This window comes from uncultured Campylobacter sp., from assembly GCF_905373215.1.
In the GTDB taxonomy this organism is placed as follows: Bacteria; Campylobacterota; Campylobacteria; order Campylobacterales; family Campylobacteraceae; genus Campylobacter_B.
Genome location: NZ_CAJPRT010000007.1, coordinates 1 through 17,402 on the forward strand (window position 1 = coordinate 1; position 17,402 = coordinate 17,402).

Annotated in this window: 16 protein-coding genes and 1 tRNA gene; 14 read left to right on the forward strand and 3 right to left on the reverse strand. The window is 48.7% G+C overall.

Annotated features, from left to right (window positions below):
* Positions 1 to 685 precede the first annotated feature (685 nt).
* The 6 genes from QZ176_RS04725 (at position 686) to QZ176_RS04750 (ending at position 7,280) form a co-directional block, all read left to right on the forward strand.
* Positions 686 to 1,399 carry a DUF4230 domain-containing protein gene (locus tag QZ176_RS04725; RefSeq protein WP_295151526.1) on the forward strand — a complete coding sequence of 238 codons (714 nt, stop codon included), beginning with the start codon at positions 686 to 688 and terminating at the stop codon, positions 1,397 to 1,399.
* On the forward strand, positions 1,400 to 1,870 hold the full coding sequence (locus QZ176_RS04730; protein WP_295151527.1) for a hypothetical protein: 471 nt from the start codon (positions 1,400 to 1,402) through the stop codon (positions 1,868 to 1,870).
* A gap of 429 nt (positions 1,871 to 2,299) precedes the next feature.
* Positions 2,300 to 3,601 (forward strand): anaerobic C4-dicarboxylate transporter family protein, encoded by a 1,302-nt coding sequence (locus QZ176_RS04735; RefSeq protein ID WP_295151528.1) that lies wholly within the window; start codon positions 2,300 to 2,302, stop codon positions 3,599 to 3,601.
* Positions 3,602 to 3,620: 19 nt separating this feature from the next.
* Positions 3,621 to 5,042 carry an aspartate ammonia-lyase gene (locus QZ176_RS04740; protein WP_295151529.1) on the forward strand — a complete coding sequence of 474 codons (1,422 nt, stop codon included), beginning with the start codon at positions 3,621 to 3,623 and terminating at the stop codon, positions 5,040 to 5,042.
* A gap of 163 nt (positions 5,043 to 5,205) precedes the next feature.
* On the forward strand, positions 5,206 to 6,639 hold the full coding sequence (locus tag QZ176_RS04745) for an MmgE/PrpD family protein (protein WP_295151530.1): 1,434 nt from the start codon (positions 5,206 to 5,208) through the stop codon (positions 6,637 to 6,639).
* Positions 6,621 to 7,280 (forward strand): winged helix-turn-helix domain-containing protein, encoded by a 660-nt coding sequence (locus QZ176_RS04750; protein ID WP_295151531.1) that lies wholly within the window; start codon positions 6,621 to 6,623, stop codon positions 7,278 to 7,280. Before QZ176_RS04745 ends, QZ176_RS04750 begins: the two co-directional genes overlap by 19 nt.
* Positions 7,281 to 7,484: 204 nt before the next feature.
* Here QZ176_RS04750 and QZ176_RS04755 read toward each other — a convergent pair whose 3' ends face one another.
* Positions 7,485 to 8,078: a hypothetical protein gene (locus QZ176_RS04755; protein WP_295151533.1), complete on the reverse strand. Its 594-nt coding sequence runs from the start codon at positions 8,076 to 8,078 to the stop codon at positions 7,485 to 7,487.
* Positions 8,079 to 8,554: 476 nt separating this feature from the next.
* On the opposite strand from QZ176_RS04755, the gene QZ176_RS04760 reads away from it, so the two are divergent.
* A tRNA-Glu gene (locus QZ176_RS04760) sits at positions 8,555 to 8,629 on the forward strand.
* A 181-nt stretch (positions 8,630 to 8,810) separates the two neighbouring features.
* Here QZ176_RS04760 and QZ176_RS04765 read toward each other — a convergent pair.
* Both QZ176_RS04765 and bioB read right to left on the reverse strand, forming a co-directional pair.
* The gene (locus QZ176_RS04765; protein WP_295151535.1) at positions 8,811 to 9,236 is read right to left on the reverse strand and encodes a hypothetical protein; all 426 of its coding nucleotides are present in this window, start codon (positions 9,234 to 9,236) and stop codon (positions 8,811 to 8,813) included.
* A gap of 39 nt (positions 9,237 to 9,275) precedes the next feature.
* On the reverse strand, positions 9,276 to 10,265 hold the full coding sequence (gene bioB / locus QZ176_RS04770) for a biotin synthase BioB (RefSeq protein WP_295151537.1): 990 nt from the start codon (positions 10,263 to 10,265) through the stop codon (positions 9,276 to 9,278).
* Between the two features lie 335 nt (positions 10,266 to 10,600).
* On the opposite strand from bioB, the gene mnmG reads away from it, so the two are divergent.
* The 7 genes from mnmG (at position 10,601) to QZ176_RS04805 (ending at position 17,402) form a co-directional block, all read left to right on the forward strand.
* Positions 10,601 to 12,475, forward strand: a complete 1,875-nt coding sequence (mnmG, locus tag QZ176_RS04775; protein ID WP_295151539.1) for a tRNA uridine-5-carboxymethylaminomethyl(34) synthesis enzyme MnmG — start codon at positions 10,601 to 10,603, stop codon at positions 12,473 to 12,475.
* 64 nt (positions 12,476 to 12,539) lie between these two features.
* Positions 12,540 to 12,941: a hypothetical protein gene (locus QZ176_RS04780; protein WP_295151543.1), complete on the forward strand. Its 402-nt coding sequence runs from the start codon at positions 12,540 to 12,542 to the stop codon at positions 12,939 to 12,941.
* A gap of 26 nt (positions 12,942 to 12,967) precedes the next feature.
* Complete coding sequence (locus QZ176_RS04785; RefSeq protein WP_295151545.1) at positions 12,968 to 13,300, forward strand: hypothetical protein; 333 nt, start codon at positions 12,968 to 12,970, stop codon at positions 13,298 to 13,300.
* A gap of 327 nt (positions 13,301 to 13,627) precedes the next feature.
* Entirely contained in the window at positions 13,628 to 15,181 is a 1,554-nt protein-coding gene (locus QZ176_RS04790) for an ATP-binding cassette domain-containing protein (protein ID WP_295151547.1), read from the forward strand.
* A 277-nt stretch (positions 15,182 to 15,458) separates the two neighbouring features.
* A complete protein-coding gene (locus QZ176_RS04795; protein ID WP_291936277.1) occupies positions 15,459 to 15,779 on the forward strand; it encodes a c-type cytochrome in 321 nt (106 codons plus the stop codon).
* A 101-nt stretch (positions 15,780 to 15,880) separates the two neighbouring features.
* Entirely contained in the window at positions 15,881 to 16,663 is a 783-nt protein-coding gene (locus QZ176_RS04800; protein ID WP_295151550.1) for a riboflavin synthase, read from the forward strand.
* 10 nt (positions 16,664 to 16,673) lie between these two features.
* The gene (locus tag QZ176_RS04805; RefSeq protein ID WP_295151708.1) at positions 16,674 to 17,402 is read left to right on the forward strand and encodes a polyphenol oxidase family protein; all 729 of its coding nucleotides are present in this window, start codon (positions 16,674 to 16,676) and stop codon (positions 17,400 to 17,402) included.

Consider the following 17,402-nt stretch of genomic DNA (forward strand, 5'->3'; position numbering starts at 1 on the left):
GGTTAGGGGATTTTAAGGGGGAAGGGGAGCACCTCGCAATTCAAGCCCCTTCCCGCCTCAAGAGAAACAGAAATCGCGGTATAAATTTCACAAGTTGTGGATTCAGTGATAAAATTTTATTTTGTAAATTTCTACAAGATTTTATGGATATAGCTTAGCGTCTGTGTGTTTTATGCATGATGCTCTCGTAAGGGGGGCGGCGCTCAGAGTTAGCGGGGCGCCCCCCTTACCAACCCCCACCCGCGCAACGCTAGCGGTGCGAGCCTTGCGGCTCGCGTTAAATTCTTTCTATTGCGGCTACGCTACATGGAATTCCGTAGCGGTAAATTTTTAAAATTTAAAAATTCCAAAATTTTACTACGTAGAATTCTGCCTCTAGAATTTAGGCTGTGGCGGCGTTTTCTCTTAAGGGGAAGGGGCGCTACTTACTCTGCTTCGCTGCGCTCGCAAGAAACGCCGCAGGCTAAGCCTTGCGTCGCTACGCTCGTTTTGCGAGGCGCTCCTCTTTCCCTTTAAAATCCCCTAACCCCTGGCACGCTCAAGGTGCGGACTACGTCCGCGTTAAATTTTATAATCGTGGCTCGCTTCTTTAAAATTTCTTGCCACAAAATCGCAAAATTTTAATTGCACTACAAATCGGCGCTGTATTTTGCTAAAATACCGATAAAATTTTAAAGGATGAAATTTGGAAAATTTTGCTTTTCTTCTAAATTTAGTGATATTTTGCATCTTGGTTTTTATGTTTTTTAAGATGCGCAAAAGCGGCGAGCAAGCGAGCAAGCCGCAGATCGCCACCGATATCACGCGGCTTAAAAGTATCGGCGAGCTGAGCGTTTTTAAAATTTACTCCAAAGAGATCGTCACGCGCAAGCAAAACGTAGGCAGCGGGCTACTGGGCTCGCTCGTCTCGCCGCTGATGACGAAAAAGCAGATCGCCATCATCTTCGAGTTTGAGATCGAGTTCGTTTACGACCTGCTAAGCCCCGAGTTTGCGATACTGCCGCAGGGCGAGGATCGCTACGAGATCAAGATGCCGCCGTGCAAATACAAATACTCGATCAAAGATATGAAAATTTATGACGAGAAAAACGCCAAGCTGCTGCCGTTTCTGCTGCCCGATTCGCTAAACGGGCTGTTCGGCGCGAGCTTTGACGAGAGCGATAAAAATCGCCTCATCGACGACGCCAAGGACGAGGTCAAGCAGCTCTCGCTAAAAATCATCAACGATCTTGGCGGCAAGATCCACAAATCCGCGACCGACACGCTGGAGGCGATCGCCAAGAGCTTCGGCGCGAAGGAGGTCGGATTTATCTTCCAGGACAAGGCGCTTCAAACGATCGACATAAACTCAAACGAGATCGCAATCGATAAGTCGCTAAAATCGCAGATCGAGAAGTAGATGGAGCTTTTTAAGGCGCTTTTTAAAATTTACTTTGCCCGCATACTCGCGTTTATGGATGCCTGTGCGAGAGCTTGGCAGAGGTTTTATGAGCCGATTAGGCTGCGCAAAGAGAAAAAACGCCTGCGCGCGAAGGGCTATTTTACCGAGGATGCGACGTGGGCGGAGTTTTTCGCGGATTTTAAATTTTGCAAATGCTTTATCATCAAAAAAATCCTCTATCCAAACTTCTACGCGATCAAAAACTCCACTAAATGGGAGGCGGACTCAAAGCGGGCTAGCTTTACGGTAGGCTCGTTTGCATACGACGAGATCGCGTGGGTGTGGGTGCCGCGAGCCTTCGACGGCGGGCGGAAAAACGATCTGGAAAAGCTAAAAAATCTACTGCAAAAAATCCCCGCGCTGCGCTACGAGCAGAGCGATACGGGGATTAAAATTTTCGGCTACGAATGCGGCGAAGTGGCCTTATAATTGCATGAGGCATGACTTTAATCTGCAAAAAGCGCGATTTGCTGCAGTCTGCTAAAATAAGAAATTTAAGCTTGCTCTATAAAATGAGCCGGACAGAGGGGTTTTTAAATGTTAATTAGTTTAGTGATATTTGCTTATTTTTACCACTTTCGCGATTTGAATTCGATCTTCTCCTAGGTAAATTTTAATCCTTACCTCCGTTCATATTACCTATCCATTCGGTACGATAAATTCTTGGCGCAATAAATTCTTTAAATTTCATTCGTAGCGAAATGCAGATTAAAATGCCGTTTCGCCATAAATTTTAAAATTTAATGCAAAATTTTTATCCGCAGTTAAAATTTATCATTTTTTTGTCATTTTTTCTAATTATAATTCTTCGTATAGGACGTCTTTAAAAAAGCCGAGTTTTGGCAAAAAGGAGATAAAATGCTGTATCTTGAAGTAGCGATCCTGCTTGGAAGTATCGCGCTAGCGGCGAAGCTAGGCGGTATCGGCGTGGGTATCGCTGGAGGCTTTGGGCTCACGATCGTGGTTTTTGCGCTGGGACTAACCCCCGGCGAGATCCCAATCACCGTCATGCTTATCATCATGGCGATCATCTTGGCGCTTAGCGTAGTGCAAAAGGCAGGCGGCATTGACTATATGGTCAAGCTCGCCGGTATCGCGCTACGCAAGCATCCAAAATATATAAATTTCCTAGCCCCGTTAATTGCCTTTATCCTAACGGTCATCACGGGCACGGGCTATAGTTCTCTCTCGATTTTTAACATCATTCAAGAGGTCGCCAAACAAAACGGCGTGCGTCCCTCTCAGCCGCTAAGCTCGGCCGTCGTGGCATCGCAGCTCGGTATCACGGCTTCGCCGATCTCGGCGGCTACGGCGACAACCTTCGTATACGTCGAGCAGATGGGCGTTAGCTTTAGCTCTATGCTTTGCGTTATCGTGCCCGCCGCGCTTTTTGGCGTACTCATCGCCGCGCTGGTTTCGAGTTTTCAGGGCTGTGAGCTAAAAGACGATCCGATCTATATTGAACGCCTAAAACAAGGGCTCGTAAATTTGGGCGGCAAGCAGATGGACGAGGAGCAAACTAAGGGCGCTAAAATTTCCGTCTGGCTGTTTTTGGGCGGCGTCGCGTTTATCGTCGGTATGCTACTTTTTAAAAAGCAGATCGGACACAGCCTCGCCACGCGCGATCTTATCATTATCTCGATGTATTTCATTTCGGCGCTGATTATCTATTTTTCAAAGATAAATTTAAGCTCGATCAAAGAAACTCCGATCTTTAAAGACGGCGCGCAGTCGCTTATAGTGGTCCTTGGTATCGTATGGCTGAGCGCGACGATTTTGGGCGCTCACACCGAGGAGATTAAGACTTTTTCGAGCACGATTTTAAAAGAATACCCGGGATTTTTAGCCGTGATATTTTTTATCGCTAGCTCCATGCTCTTTTCGCAGGGCGCGACGGCGGCACTTTTGGTACCTTTAGCTGTGCAGCTAAACGTGGATGCGCAGACGATACTGGCTAGCTTCGTCGCGGCAAGCGCGCTGTATATCACGAATATCTATCCGACCACGGCTTTTGCGATCGCGATAGACGATACGGGCTCGTATATGGATAAAAAATGGAACGGCTCGTTTATCGTAAATCATCCGTTTTTCTTACCGGGTTTGCTTGGGATTTGCGCGGCGGTGCCGTTTGGCTTTTTACTTGCAAAAATTTTTGTATAATTCACATAAAGGATAAATCATGAGAAAAGACAGCGATTTTTTAGGCGAAGTCGAGCTAGAAGATAGCGTGTATTACGGAGTGCAAACCCTACGAGCGATGAGAAATTTCGCCGTTTCTGGCACTAGCCACTACGACGTAGATGGATATATACAAAGCATAGCCTTGGTTAAAAAGGCCGCAGCAATCGCAAATTTTAGATGCGGCGCGCTTAGCGAAGAGGTCTGCAGCGCGATTTGCAAGGCGGCGGATGAAATCATCGCGGGAGGCTTGAGCGAAAATTTCCCCATAGACGCCTTCCAAGGCGGTGGCGGAACGTCCACGAACATGAACGCAAACGAGGTCATCGCGTGCCGCGCAAATGAAATTTTGACCGGTGCCAAAGGTTATGAGCGCGTGCATCCGAATGATCACGTAAATATGGGCCAGTCTACCAACGACGTTATCCCCGCCGCGCTCAAAATCGCCGCGCGGGGCTATTTGCAAAATTTGCTAGCCGCATTAGCGGGGCTTGAAAAATCTTTTGCCGCGTTGCAGAACAAATATCAAAACGCTATCAGGCTCGGCAGAACCTGCCTGCAAGACGCCGTACCGATGAGCTTCGGGCAGTATTTTAGCGGCTATGTATCTTTTACCAAAAGGGCTCAGGCTAGGGCGCGAAATTTGATGGATAGCTGCCTAGAATTGCCGCTTGGAGCTACCGCCGTGGGCACTAGCCTTAGCGTAAAAGAAGGCTACCTGGATGCCGTTTATACGGCACTCGGCGAGATAACGGGCGCTAAATTTAAAAGAGAGGAAAATTTCTTCGACGGACTGCAAAATGCCGATATTTACGTTGAAATTTCAGCCTTTTTCAAAAGCGTCGCCGTGTTTTTATCCAAGGTTGCGACCGATTTTAGGATTTTATCCTCGGGACCGCGCGCGGGCATAAACGAGCTCGTACTTCCTAGCGTGCAGCCGGGAAGCTCGATAATGCCCGGCAAGGTAAATCCCGTCATTCCCGAGCTCGTCAATCAAATCGCTTACCAAGTTTGCGGCAACGACGTTGTGATCGGCATGAGTGTGGAGGGAGGGGAGCTTGATCTAAATGTCTGGGAGCCCGTCATCATCAAAAACCTCTCGGAGTCGCAAAAACTGCTTAAAAACGGTATCGCAATCTTTTGCGAAAAGTGCATCGACGGCGTGCTAATAAATGAAGAAAGATGCAAGGAATTCGCCGCCAACAGCACCGCACTAAGCACGATCATCTCCTCGATCTGCGGCTATAAAACGGCAACCAAGATCGCCCGACACGCCTACGAAAAGGGTGTTAGCGTTAAAACTGCGGCGATGGAACTAGGCGTGCTAAATCAGGCACAGGCGGATGAAATTTTAGACCCGTTTGCTATGACCGACCCTGCTTTAAGCGATGCTATCGTGAAAAAATTTAAAGGCAAAATTTAGCAAAGCGGTTCTATTTTATTGTGTCGCATGCGAAACAGGGCGCGCCAAACGCGACAAGAAACGAGCAGCACAATTTGGTGCGAAGCGTTTTTGGAGATAGTTAATGTGTGAATACGCGGCACGAAAAACAGCGCCGTAAATTTAAAAAAGGAGTTTAAATTTGATGCAAAAGAGTATCTTGGCGCGTGCGGCGGAGCTTGCTTGCGGGGTGAAATTTGAGGATTTGCCGCCAAAGCTCGTAGATTTAGCCAAAACTGCGCTCATAGACTACGCGGGCGTTTGCGTCGCGGGTAGTAGCGAGCCTAGCGCAAAGGCGGCGCTAAGATACTGCCTGCAAAACTCCGTCAAAAAAGAAGCAAGCGTGTTTGGCTCGGGCGAGACGGCGGACGCTAAATATGCCGCATTCGCCAACGCCGTGAGCGCTCACGCGCTGGACTTTGACGACGTTAGTTGGAGCACGATCGGACACCCGACATGCGTCATCGCGCCCGTTTGTTTTGCGCTGTGTGAAAAGCTAAATTTGAGTGGTAAAAAGCTTATTTTGGCCTACTGCGCAGGCGTAGAGGTCATGCACGAGCTAGCGTGCCTTGCGATGCCTAGCGTTTCGCAAAACGGCTGGCATACGACTAGCGTGTTCGGGATTTTCGGCGCGGCGGTCGCGGGAGCGAAGCTGTTAAGCTTGGACGCAAAAACGCTAACTACCGCCCTGGCACTCGCCGTTTCAAGAGCAAGCGGAGTACGGGCAAATTTCGGCTCATCTGCCAAGCACTATCATGCAGGCATGGCGGTTTTGGGCGGGCTGGACGCGCTAGAACTGGCGCTTTGCGGATTTAGCGCGAACGAATACGCCTTTGAAGCGGACGAGGGTTTTTTGCAAATTTACGGCGGTCCGGCGGCAAATTCGCAAAATTTTAACAGCTCAAATTTGACAAACGATGCCAAATTGCACGCAAATTTAGACCGCGGCAAATACCAAAATTGCGATTTAAATTTCGGCAAGCCATGGGATTTGTTGCAAAACGGGCTCGTATTTAAAAAATATCCAAGCTGTAGCGGCTCGCATCCGGCCATTGATCTAGCGCTTGATCTGAGGCAAGAACACGGCATTCGCGCCGCCGATATAAAATCCGTAAAAATAGGCTGTTCGCTCCTAGCGCCCAAGGAGCTAGTCTGCGATGTCCCCGCAAACGCCACGGAGGCGAAATTTTCGATGAAATTTGCCGTCGCCGTCGCGCTTTGCCGCGGTAAGGCTGGGCTGGTCGAATTTTCGGCCGAATGCGTAAACGATGCGGCAATTCGGAATCTAATGTACAAAATCAGCGTCCGCGTCGACGAGGAATTTGCAGCACTCGGATTTATCGGCACGTCTCCCGCAAAAATCGAGATAGAGCTACTTAGCGGCGAGAAAATCATCGGCAAAAATATGCTCGCCAAAGGAAATCCGCAAAAGCCGCTCGGCGAGGCGGAATTTCGCGATAAATTTTACTCCTGCACGGCGAAAATAGCGCGGCGCGAGCGACTTTATGAACTGCTTTCTCACTTGGATGAGCTTTCAAATTTAGGCGAGGTAGGCGAAATTTGCAAACAAGCTCGTTAAACTTCGAAATCTTTGAAAATCTGCCCTACCGCGTCTACGTGCGCGACAAAAACGGCGTCATCGTTTACGCTAACGCGCTTGCGGGCGAGTTTTTACGCCTTGAGATGAGCAAACTAGTCGGCAAACGTTACGACGAAATTTTTAAAGACGAGGAGTTTATCGCGCATCTACAAAGCGTGGACAGCGAGCTTTTTGCGCTAAAAAGCAAGGCCGTAACCGCAGTCAAAAGCTTTAATCGCTACTACAAAAAGCAGTCGGTTTTCAAGGTCGTGGACTTCATATACGTCGCCGGCGACGGGCGCAAATTTATCGTTACGTTTTTGATTGAGATCTTAGACGGTTACTCGCTTGCGCGCGGACATTTTTTACCGGGGCTCGGACTTTACGACCCAAAAAGCATGACGATAAGCACCGAAACCGGCAGAGTGCGGCTAACCGATCTTGAAAACTCGCTATTTTTCCTACTTTACGAAAATCGCGGCTCGGTCGTGACCTATGAGGAAATTTTTCTTTCGCTTGATACCTACAACAAAATGAACCTCTTCTCGTTGCGCGCGCTAGTGAAAAGGATCAAGGCTAAAATCGGCGGAAACGTAGTCAAGAACGTCTCGAAAAAGGGATATATGCTCGATTTTAGATAGCGCTTTGCAAGCCGGAATTTATGCTAAATTTGACGGTGGTATGAAATTTCAAAATACGTGAATTTCATCTTTGCAAGCGATGCGGCGCGAAATTTTAGCTCTGGCAATAGTCCGTGCAGACTAAATTTAAGCCCTGTATGCTATGAGGAAAAATGCAGGCGCGAAATGCAGAGGTAAAATGCAGGAGAAATTTTATATCTCCGCTTAGCTCCATATATCTTTTGAGCCGGCGGAGCTTTTCATGCTAAGCCACGCAAGCAGCAGCACCGCGGGCGCCAAGGGCTTTAAGATTAAATTCGCTAGCGCCATATATTTTACGACTTCGGCCGTTATGAGGACGGGAGCTAGCACTTGAAGCATGCCGTAGAGGATGTTTGCGCCGATGCTTGCGATTAGAATAGCGGCATATACGGCGAAAAGCCCGCATCCTGTGGCGGCGCGCAACTTAAAATTTATAACTATCCAAGCGATCGTAACCGCAAACACCAAAAACGGCTTAAATGCTAGCAATTGATCGTAATAGGATTCGCCTAATACATAAACGGCTACGTAACCCAGCAGCACCAAAACCGCGATATTGTAGACGTATTTGAAGATAGTAAAGACCTGAGAGCCCGTGATATTTTGAATGTTTGCAAGCGCGTAATGAAGGAATGTGAAGGCAAAGAGCCACGCCAAGAGCCGAGCGATTTTCGAATATACGGCATCGGCGTTTAGAAAATACGTCGCGCCTGCGATCAATAGGCGTAGCGCGCCGAGCGTGTCCTGTAGCTTCGCTCTTTGAAAAGCTTTATTCATATCCCTTTAAATTTTAATGCGCGGTTCGCTACAACGCGGGCGCTGCTTCGATTATCGCCGCGCGGGCTTTAAATTTAGCCGCTGCGAATACTTTAATTTAGCGCCGCCGCCGCAAATGCTTCATACTCGCCGCCATTGCAAATGCTTTAGCTTGGCGCGGTCGCTCGTGCAATATATTTTGAAAGGGGATTTTATGCAAATTTTGTTTAAAATGGATTTAACTTTTTAAATTTAAAAGCGGCGGCATGGAATTTGTGTGTCGTCTAAAATTCAAACGCAGTGCAAAAGCGAATGGCGAAAATTTGTGTATAGTTTTGAATTTATTCCGTCGTGTTAGAGTTAAAATAAAGTCGTTGACGCCTGAACTAGCATTTTACAGGAGTTATGAAATTTTATTTTACGTTATTTTTGCCGAAAATATATAATTTAATCCAAAATTTATATACACTTCGCTATCATCTCATTTTTAATTTCGCGGCCCACTCGTCTAGTGGTTAGGACGCTGGCCTCTCACGCCGGTAACAGGAGTTCAAATCTCCTGTGGGTCACCATTATGTTGCTTAAAATCAATTAAAATTTTCTAGCATTCGGCTGCCTACTCTTGAAATTTAAGACCTCATTTGATTTTGTAGTATTTTGGCTGAAATTTCATCATATTTTTTTATCTAGGCTAATTGCTCTAGAATTAAAGTCGCGCGAATTAAAATTTAGATCGAATTTTAAAATTCACGGCTAAATCCCGCCGCTGCTTATATTTTCTAGATTGCGTAGCCTGTTCCAGTTCTGCTCGTTTTGTAAATTTCTCATATTTTGCTGCTGCTGCATCTGCCCCAGCTGCTGCTGCGATAGCTGTTGCATTAGGCTTCGCTGCGTGGCAATATATTGCTCTTGCGCTCTTTGCTGAGCTTGTGCGCTATTCTCCTTGAATGAATTAAGCGTATCTCGCGACGCCGCTTGCTTTTGCGCCGCACGCGCGACTTCGGCGTCAATCTTTTGTCGCTTCGCGCAGCGGTTTGACTGCTCCTTATTTAGCGAGCTTGCGACGTCGCATCTGCTCGCGTCCGCCAAGAATGGAGCCTCTTCGTCGCCCTGCGAGAGCAGCGAGCAATCTCCAAGCAAGACGACCAAAATAAGGGCAAGGGAAAATTTTAACTTCATAGCCGCCTCTTAAATTTTATCTTTAATTCCAGACCGCCGCTAATCCGCGCCCTTTGCGAGGTCGAATCCGCACTGCGCCACAAGCGCCTTATCGCTTGCGATGCTATCGCCGGTGGTGGTTAGGAAATTGCCCGTAAGCGCCGAGTTGATGCCGCATCCAAGCGCCGTACGCACATGCTCGCCTAAATTCCGCCTGCCGCCTGCGAAGCGCAGATACGCGCGCGGCAAGATGAAGCGGTAGATCGCGATCGATTTTAAAATTTCATCGTGCGCTAGCGGCGCGGCATTTTGCAGCGGAGTGCCTTTGATCGGGGTCAGGATATTAATCGGCACGGAGCTAACGCCCAGCTCTCGTAGCTGCAGCGCCATATCAATGCGATCTTCCATGTCCTCGCCCAGCCCGAAAATCCCGCCGCTACATACGTCAAGCCCTACGACACGGCAGTTTTGTATCGTTTGGATGCGATCGTCGTAGCTGTGCGTCGTGCAGATCTGCGGATAAAATTTTCGCGAAGTCTCGAGATTGTGATGATAGGTCTGCACGCCGCTTGCTTTAAGCAGCGCCAGTGCGGGCTTTGAAGCGATCCCCAGCGAGGCGCACAGATGCAGCCGCGTCTGGCTTCGCAGCCTCTCATAGATCGCGCAGTATGCCTTAAGATCGGAGCTTTTTTGAGAAATTCCGCGCCCGCTGGCGACGAGCGAGAAGCGGTGCGTCTGCTCGGCTTCGTTCGCAAGCGCGGCGCTTAGCACCTGCCGCTCGCTCAAAATTCCGTAAGTCTCGCAGCCCGTGTTAAAATGCGCCGACTGCGCGCAGTATTTGCAGTCCTCGCTACAGCGCCCCGATTTTACGTTTATGATCGTGCAGAGATTAAATTTATCGCCGCAAAACTCGCGCCTGATCTCATCCGCCGCCGCAAAAAGCGCGCCCAAATCCTCGCATCGCGCCAGATCTAGCGCCTGCTGCTTTGCAATCTCGCAGCCGCCTATCACGCGATCTTTCAGCTCGGAAATATAAAATTTGTCTATCAATACTTAGCCTTTTTGAAAAAAATGCGTAATTATACAACGCTAAATTTAAAGCAAAGCTCGCGCGCGAAATTTTGGCGCAGAAATTTTACGCTAAAAATTTCACGCGGAATTTTATGCCCTTGCTCGCCGATTTTGTACCGAAGCTTTTACGGACGGCTCGTCCGCATGCTGCTTATGCGGCGGTGCAAATCAAAATCGCTTCAAAGTCGCGGCGCGGTAAAATTTTACGCGTATGAAAATACATATCGAGTCGCTATCTGCGACATCTGCGTGCGATTTATCGTTTTGAAATTTTATTTTGGCTAAAATTGCGGCTTTAAATTTAAAGGTAAAAAATGAAATACGACGTTATTGTTGTGGGTGGCGGGCACGCTGGTATCGAGGCGAGCTTAGCCGCCGCAAAAATGGGCGCAAAGACGCTGCTAATTACGATCTTAGCCGAGCAGATCGGCGCTGCGAGCTGTAACCCCGCAATAGGCGGCCTTGCGAAGGGACATCTGGTAAAGGAGATCGACGCGCTGGGCGGTCAGATGGGGCTTGCGGCGGATGCGTGCGGGTTGCAGTTTAGAATTTTAAACGAGAGCAAAGGCCCTGCCGTGCGCGGTTCGCGCGCTCAGATCGATATGGACGAATACCGCATCTATATGCGAAATTTACTGCTAAACACGCAGGGGCTGGACGTAAGTCAGGAGATCGCGAGCGAAATTTTAACCTGCGAGCAGGATGGTGCCCCGCGCGTTTGCGGCGTTAAGAGCCATCTTGGCAACGTTTATGAGACCGAGCATCTGATAATCACCGCCGGTACTTTTTTAAACGGGTTAATTCATGTGGGCGAGAACAAGCTGCAAGCAGGGCGCGTGGGCGAGCTAGCCAGCGTCGAGCTAGCCGAATCGCTGCGAAGTCTGGGTCTGCAAATGGGGCGGCTAAAGACGGGCACCTGCCCAAGGATCGATGCTAAGACGATCGATTTTAGCGTGCTTGAGCGCCAAGACGGCGACGCAGATCCGCGCCCTTTTAGCTTTCGCAGCAAAGATTTTGCGCCGAAGCAGCTTGCTTGCTTCATCGCCTACACGAACGAGCGCACGCACGAGATCATCCGCGAAAATTTCGCCCGCGCGCCGATGTTTACGGGGCAAATTTCAAGCACCGGCCCGCGCTACTGCCCGAGCATCGAGACTAAAATTTACGAATTCCCAAATCGAGACCGCCACCACGTCTTCGTCGAGCCGCAGACGCGCGAGGCTACAGAGTATTACGTAAACGGCCTCTCTACGAGCCTTCCTTACGACGTGCAGATTGCGTTTTTGCGCACGATTAGAGGTTTTGAAAATGCAAAAATCGTCCGCCCGGGCTATGCGATCGAGTACGATTTCATCGATCCTACCGAGCTTAAACATAGCCTCGAAACCAAAAAGATCCGCGGGCTGTTTTTGGCAGGGCAGATCAACGGCACCACTGGCTACGAGGAGGCCGCGGCGCAGGGGCTGATGGCGGGCATCAACGCCGTGCTTGATTTGCACGGGCGGCAGCCTTTGGTTTTGCGTAGGGATGAGGCGTATATCGGCGTTTTGATCGACGATCTGGTTACTAAGGGCACGAACGAGCCTTACCGAATGTTTACTTCGCGCGCGGAATTTCGCCTGCTGCTGCGCGAGGGCAACGCCGTGCTGCGTCTAAGCGAATACGGCCGCGAGATCGGGCTTTTAGACGAGGCGAGCTACGAGCGGGTGCGCAAGTTTAAGCTTGATGTGGAAAGCGGAATGGAATTTTTACTAAAAACGCAGATTACTCCTTCAAAACAGACGCTTAGCCTGCTGCAAAGTATCGGCGCAGAGCCAATTTCGCAAAGCTGTAGCTTGCAAAAAATCGTAGCCAAAAGCGGCTTTTCAAAGGCGGGTCTGCTTGCTTTGGCGCCGCATTTTGAGGGCTTTAGCGATGAGGTTTTGGATGAAATTTTAACGCAGTGCAAGTATTATTTTTACATCGCGATGCAGCGCGCCGAGGTTGAGAGGATGAAGGGGCTGCTTGGCGTCGCGATCCCGCCGCAGATCGATTTTAGCAAGATCGGAGGGCTTAGCAACGAGATCGTGCAGAAGCTAAACCGCTTCGCGCCGCCGACGCTGTTTGCCGCGAGCGAGATCAGCGGCGTAACGCCCGCTGCGATCGATATTTTGCACATCTACATCAAACAAAATTTTGGCTTGAAATAAGCTGCGCGTCTGGCGTGAGAAAGCCGTAGTAGAATTTTACTACACGGGCAAAATAGGAATGAGCATGCAAGATGAGTTAAATTTAAGCCTGAAAAAAATTGCAAGAGACTACGACAAAGAGCCGCTAGTCATCAAAGACGAAACTAATCAAGTCATAAAAATTTCGATTATTTTGATGCTTGCGTTAATGGCTTTCGGAATTTTAAGAAACGTATTTTTTGGCGGCAACTCCGATATATTTAAAATTTCATTATGCTTTTTGCTCGTCATAGGCAGGAGAAAATTCGATATGAATTTCTATAGAAACGCTTATGTCTATTTTTATAATGATAAAATCGTCAAGATAATTGACGGTAACATTTTTGCGGAAATTGCGCCGCGTCAAATACGAAAGCTTCACAAAACAGTATCCTACGCGCTTCCGATACATTACGGGCTAGATAGCGTCGGCGTAAATCAGGCATAATATTTCTTGTCGTTATCATGGCGGCGATGTTTGTAGTTCTGCCCGTAGCGACATCTATTTTTATAATTTTAGCGACGATCTGCATGGTGCTTTTGCCTCAGATCATTTTTCACTTCGGAGGGGGCGTCGATAGCGTTTTTGATATGATATTTTTACAGGGCAAAAACGGTTTGTTTTGTAATTTTATGATCAGCGATCCAAGCGATTACGCCAAGCTGCGTAGATATTTCAAAGTCGTTTGTAATAAAAATTTAGACCTAGCCGAAAAGAAAATCACAGCGTTATTTGAAGTGAGTAAATTAGAGATAAATTTATTAGCTAAATTTATCACGGAGCGCAACAAAAAGGGCGATATTTAGAGTTAAATTTGGATTTTAGCAGAGCCGGTAAAGTTTATAAAATTTAAAAATATAGTTAAAATTTTTACTCTCTGCCGCTTTAGGTTTTTAAATTTGATTCAAAATTTTACGATCCGTCAAATTTAATCCTATCTGCTAATTTCTGTCAGAGGCATGAACACAGATAGAGCTTATCGCTCCTGGCGCGCCAAAAGTGGATAAATTTTCGGTAAAATTTTACGTAGCCCGGGTAAAATTTTATTCGCGAAATGAGAACGGATTTAAAATTTAACCGTTTTTTCAAGCGAATTTTGCCACAATTGCGCTCAAATTTCATTGAGGCGAAAGATGAAAAAATATACCAAACAAATCCTCGCGATGCTCGCGCTAAACGCGATCTACAGCGGCTCGGGGATCTTGATTTTAAGCTTTATCAATAAATATCTACTTGACGGCGCCGAAAGAGGCGGGCGCATCATCGCGCTATTTTTCGCACTCTTGGCGCTATTTCTGCTGCTTTCGGTGCTAAGCCGCATCATGCTTTGCAAGATGGAAAACGACTTTGTGTTCGATCTACGCACCAAGATCATCAAGCAGATCATCGATACGAAGTTCGAGCGCATCGAGGCTGCGTCGAAGGCAAACCTGCTTGCGTCCCTTTCTAGCGATATTTCGCGCCTGACTGAGGGCTTTATGCGCATTTCCGAGCTGATCCAAGGCGCGATGATCGTGCTATTTTGCGGCATCTACGTGCTATACATCGCGCCTATGATGTTTGCATTTTTATTCGTCTGGATCGGCGCGCTGATGATTTTCAACCGCTTTTTGATGAAAAAGGTCATGCAAAATTACGATCTGTACCGCCAAAATGAGGACGTTTTGTACAAAAACTACGCCGCGGCGATCGAGGGGCACAAGGAGCTGTCGCTAAGCCTAGCCAAAGCAAAGAGCTTATACGAAAACGACTTTTTGCCCAATGCGCAAAATTTACGCCAAAGCTCGCTGCGAGCCGAGGTTTACGGCGCGTTCGCGAGTAATTTTATGAACGTGATGATGCTAGGCGCGGTGGGCTTTGTGCTTTATTTTGGGCTTAGCGGCGGCAAAGCGGGGCTTGCAAACGCCGTAACGATCGCGCTTACGGTGCTTTTTTTGCGTGCGCCTTTGATGATGCTCATATTCTCGCTTCCTAGCGTGCTGCGCGCAAAGATCGCCTACGCAAAGATCAAAGAGTTAAATTTAGACCCGTTCGTGCAGGGCTTTGAGCTTGCGCAAATGCAGCCGTGGCGCAGCTTGGAGCTTAAGAACGTGGGCTTTTCGTATCCGGGCGGGAAATTCGGCATCAAAGGGGTAAACTTGCAGCTAAATGCAGGCGAGACGGTGTTTTTAGTAGGCGAAAACGGCAGCGGAAAATCGACGCTTTTTATGATTTTAGCGGGCCTTTACACGCCGCAAGCGGGCGAAATTTTAGCCGACGGCGCGGCTCTTAAACCCTCTGATCTGCGCGCCTACAGCAACAACATAAGCGCGGTTTTCAGCGATTTTTATCTCTTCGACTACGCTACGGGCGATGCGGATATCGCGCGCGAGTGGCTAGCGCTTACGCACCTGCAGGATAAGGTTGAGCTAAAGGTGGCTAAATTTAGCACCACGAGCCTATCTAGCGGGCAGCGCAAGCGCCTAGCGCTCGTAAGCGTGCTGATGGACGGGCGAAAATTTTTGATGCTTGATGAGTTTGCGGCTGATCTCGATCCACAGTTTCGCGCGGAATTTTACGAGCGAATTTTGCCAGAGCTGAAATCGCGCGGATACACGATCTTTGCGATCTCGCACGATGATAAATACTTCGGCGCCGCAGATAAAATTTATAAGATGCAAAGAGGCGAAATTTCGCGCATAAAGTAAAGCGGCGAAATTTTAAAATTCTACTCAGAATTTCGCGATGGAATTTAGCGTCTAGATGAAATTCGCCTTAGGATTTCGCCACGAAATTCTACGATTGAAATTTAAGTGGCAAGGCGAAATTCGCTTAAAATTTTACAGCGTAAATCCGCTTTGAGCCTCTACGCTAAAGTTTGCAGTAGATAGAATTTCGTCTCTTTAGCGCAAATTGCAAAAATTTAACCGAAATTTACTAAATTTTGATTATACTGCACCCACAATTTAAAAAGAAAGGATAGGAATGAAAAAAGTTCTTATTGCATGTGCTGCGGTTGCGGCGTTTAGTTCGAGTGTATTCGCCGCTGATGGCGCTACTTTATATAAAAAATGCGTGGCCTGTCATGGAGCTAACGCCGAGAAGCCTTATCTTGGCGGCAAAGTACCTGCGCTAAACACCCTAAGCAAGGAAGATATCATCGCTAGCCTAAAAGGCTACAAAGACGGCAGTTTGGGCGAGGGCAAGGGAAAATTTGGAATGATGGGCGTTATGAAGGGTCAAGCAGCTTCACTTAACGACGAATCGATCGAAGCGCTAGCTGATTTCATCGTTTCTAAAAAATAATTTCAAACTTCATTCGGCGGGCTTCGCGCTCGCCGAACTTAGCTTAATTTAAAATTTCAAAATTCTACGCTAATATCACGTAAAAATTCCAAAGGCTCATAATGTTTAACGGACTGATCAGGGAGATCGCGCAGGTTGCGAGCTTTAGCGGTGATTTGCTGCGACTGCGCGCGAAATACCGCCCCGCGCTCGGCGATAGCGTCGCGGTAAACGGCGCATGCCTGAGCGTGACGCGGCTTTTTGCGGACGGATTTGCGGTGCAGCTTTCGAGCGAAACGGCGCGCGTCATCGCCGCACAAAACCTGCACGGCTCTGTGCATATCGAGCCTGCGATGCGGCTAGGCGAGCGCATAGACGGGCATTTGATCCAAGGGCACGTCGATGCCGTGGGCGAAATTTATAAAATTTCAAAGCTTGCAAGCGGCGTCGATTTTTTTATCCGCGCACCGCTGCACATAGCGCCGCTACTAGCGCCGAAGGGCTCGGTGGCGATCGACGGCGTGAGCCTAACGATCAACGAAGTGCTTGAGGGCGGCGGCGCGAATTTCAGCGGCGCAAGCTTGCGTGGGCCGAATTCTAGCGGCTCGAATTCTGTTCGCGATCTGAACTTTTTGGGCGCAAATTTAAAAAGCGGAGCGCAAAGCTGCGCCATTCGCCTTACGATCATCCCGCTCACGCTCAAAGATACGCTCTTTGGGAGCTACAAAATCGGGCGCCGCGTAAATATCGAAACCGATCTGCTAGCGCGATACGTCGCGGCACGGCTAGGCTTTGCCGGCGGACAGCCCGTCTGCGGTATGGACACGGCGCGCGATGAGAGCGCCGAGGGCGAAAAAGATGGGCTTTCGTGGGACGCAGTAGATAAAATTTTGAGCCTGTATTAAGCGGCGCATGATGGGCAAAATCGAAATTTGCAGAGAAAATCTTGAGTTTGTATTGGACGGATGCGGCGTGTTGGCGGGCTTTAGCACGCGGCTTGGCGGCGTAAGCAGCGGAGCATATGCGAGCTTAAATTTAGGAGATCACGTAGGCGACGATCCGCAAAACGTCGCGCAAAACCGCGAAATTTTAGCTGCCGCACTCGGTATCGCGCCGCGAAATTTAAAATTTATGCGCCAGATCCACTCAAACAAAGTTGAAATTTTACGCGCAGCTAGCGATAAAATCCCACCCTGCGACGGGCTTGTGACCGATCTGCACGGCGTGGCGCTTTGCGTGCTGGTAGCGGACTGCTCGCCAGTGCTGATCGCTGATGAGCAGCGCGGCGTGGTTACTGCGGTGCATGCGGGGCGCGCGGGCGTGAGCCAGCGGATCTGCACCAATGCGATAAATTTAATGAGCGAGCGCTTCGGCTGCGTCGCTGCGGAGCTGAAGGTGTTTGTAGGCGCGAATATCAAGGCGCGAAACTACGAACTTGGCGGGCTTGATCTGGGCGAGTTTGAGCGCTACAAAACGCAGGGGCATTTCGATATGAACGCCGCGCTGCGCGACGAGCTCGCAGCTGCGGGGGTGCGAAACGTTAAATTTGATCCGCGCTGCACTTTTGAGAGCGAGCAGCATTTTTCTTACCGCAGAGATGGCGTCACGGGGCGCTTCTGCGGGTTTGTGATGAATAAAATTTAA

Bases quoted from the DNA above. Each gene is read 5' to 3' on its own strand.
- QZ176_RS04730 (WP_295151527.1), top strand. From the start codon at position 1,400: ATGGAGCTTTTTAAGGCGCTTTTTAAAATTTACTTTGCCCGCATACTC.
- QZ176_RS04735 (WP_295151528.1), top strand. From the start codon at position 2,300: ATGCTGTATCTTGAAGTAGCGATCCTGCTTGGAAGTATCGCGCTAGCG.
- QZ176_RS04740 (WP_295151529.1), top strand. From the start codon at position 3,621: ATGAGAAAAGACAGCGATTTTTTAGGCGAAGTCGAGCTAGAAGATAGC.
- QZ176_RS04745 (WP_295151530.1), top strand. From the start codon at position 5,206: ATGCAAAAGAGTATCTTGGCGCGTGCGGCGGAGCTTGCTTGCGGGGTG.
- QZ176_RS04755 (WP_295151533.1), bottom strand. From the start codon at position 8,078: ATGAATAAAGCTTTTCAAAGAGCGAAGCTACAGGACACGCTCGGCGCG.
- QZ176_RS04765 (WP_295151535.1), bottom strand. From the start codon at position 9,236: ATGAAGTTAAAATTTTCCCTTGCCCTTATTTTGGTCGTCTTGCTTGGA.
- mnmG (WP_295151539.1), top strand. From the start codon at position 10,601: ATGAAATACGACGTTATTGTTGTGGGTGGCGGGCACGCTGGTATCGAG.
- QZ176_RS04780 (WP_295151543.1), top strand. From the start codon at position 12,540: ATGCAAGATGAGTTAAATTTAAGCCTGAAAAAAATTGCAAGAGACTAC.
- QZ176_RS04785 (WP_295151545.1), top strand. From the start codon at position 12,968: ATGTTTGTAGTTCTGCCCGTAGCGACATCTATTTTTATAATTTTAGCG.
- QZ176_RS04790 (WP_295151547.1), top strand. From the start codon at position 13,628: ATGAAAAAATATACCAAACAAATCCTCGCGATGCTCGCGCTAAACGCG.
- QZ176_RS04795 (WP_291936277.1), top strand. From the start codon at position 15,459: ATGAAAAAAGTTCTTATTGCATGTGCTGCGGTTGCGGCGTTTAGTTCG.
- QZ176_RS04800 (WP_295151550.1), top strand. From the start codon at position 15,881: ATGTTTAACGGACTGATCAGGGAGATCGCGCAGGTTGCGAGCTTTAGC.
- QZ176_RS04805 (WP_295151708.1), top strand. From the start codon at position 16,674: ATGGGCAAAATCGAAATTTGCAGAGAAAATCTTGAGTTTGTATTGGAC.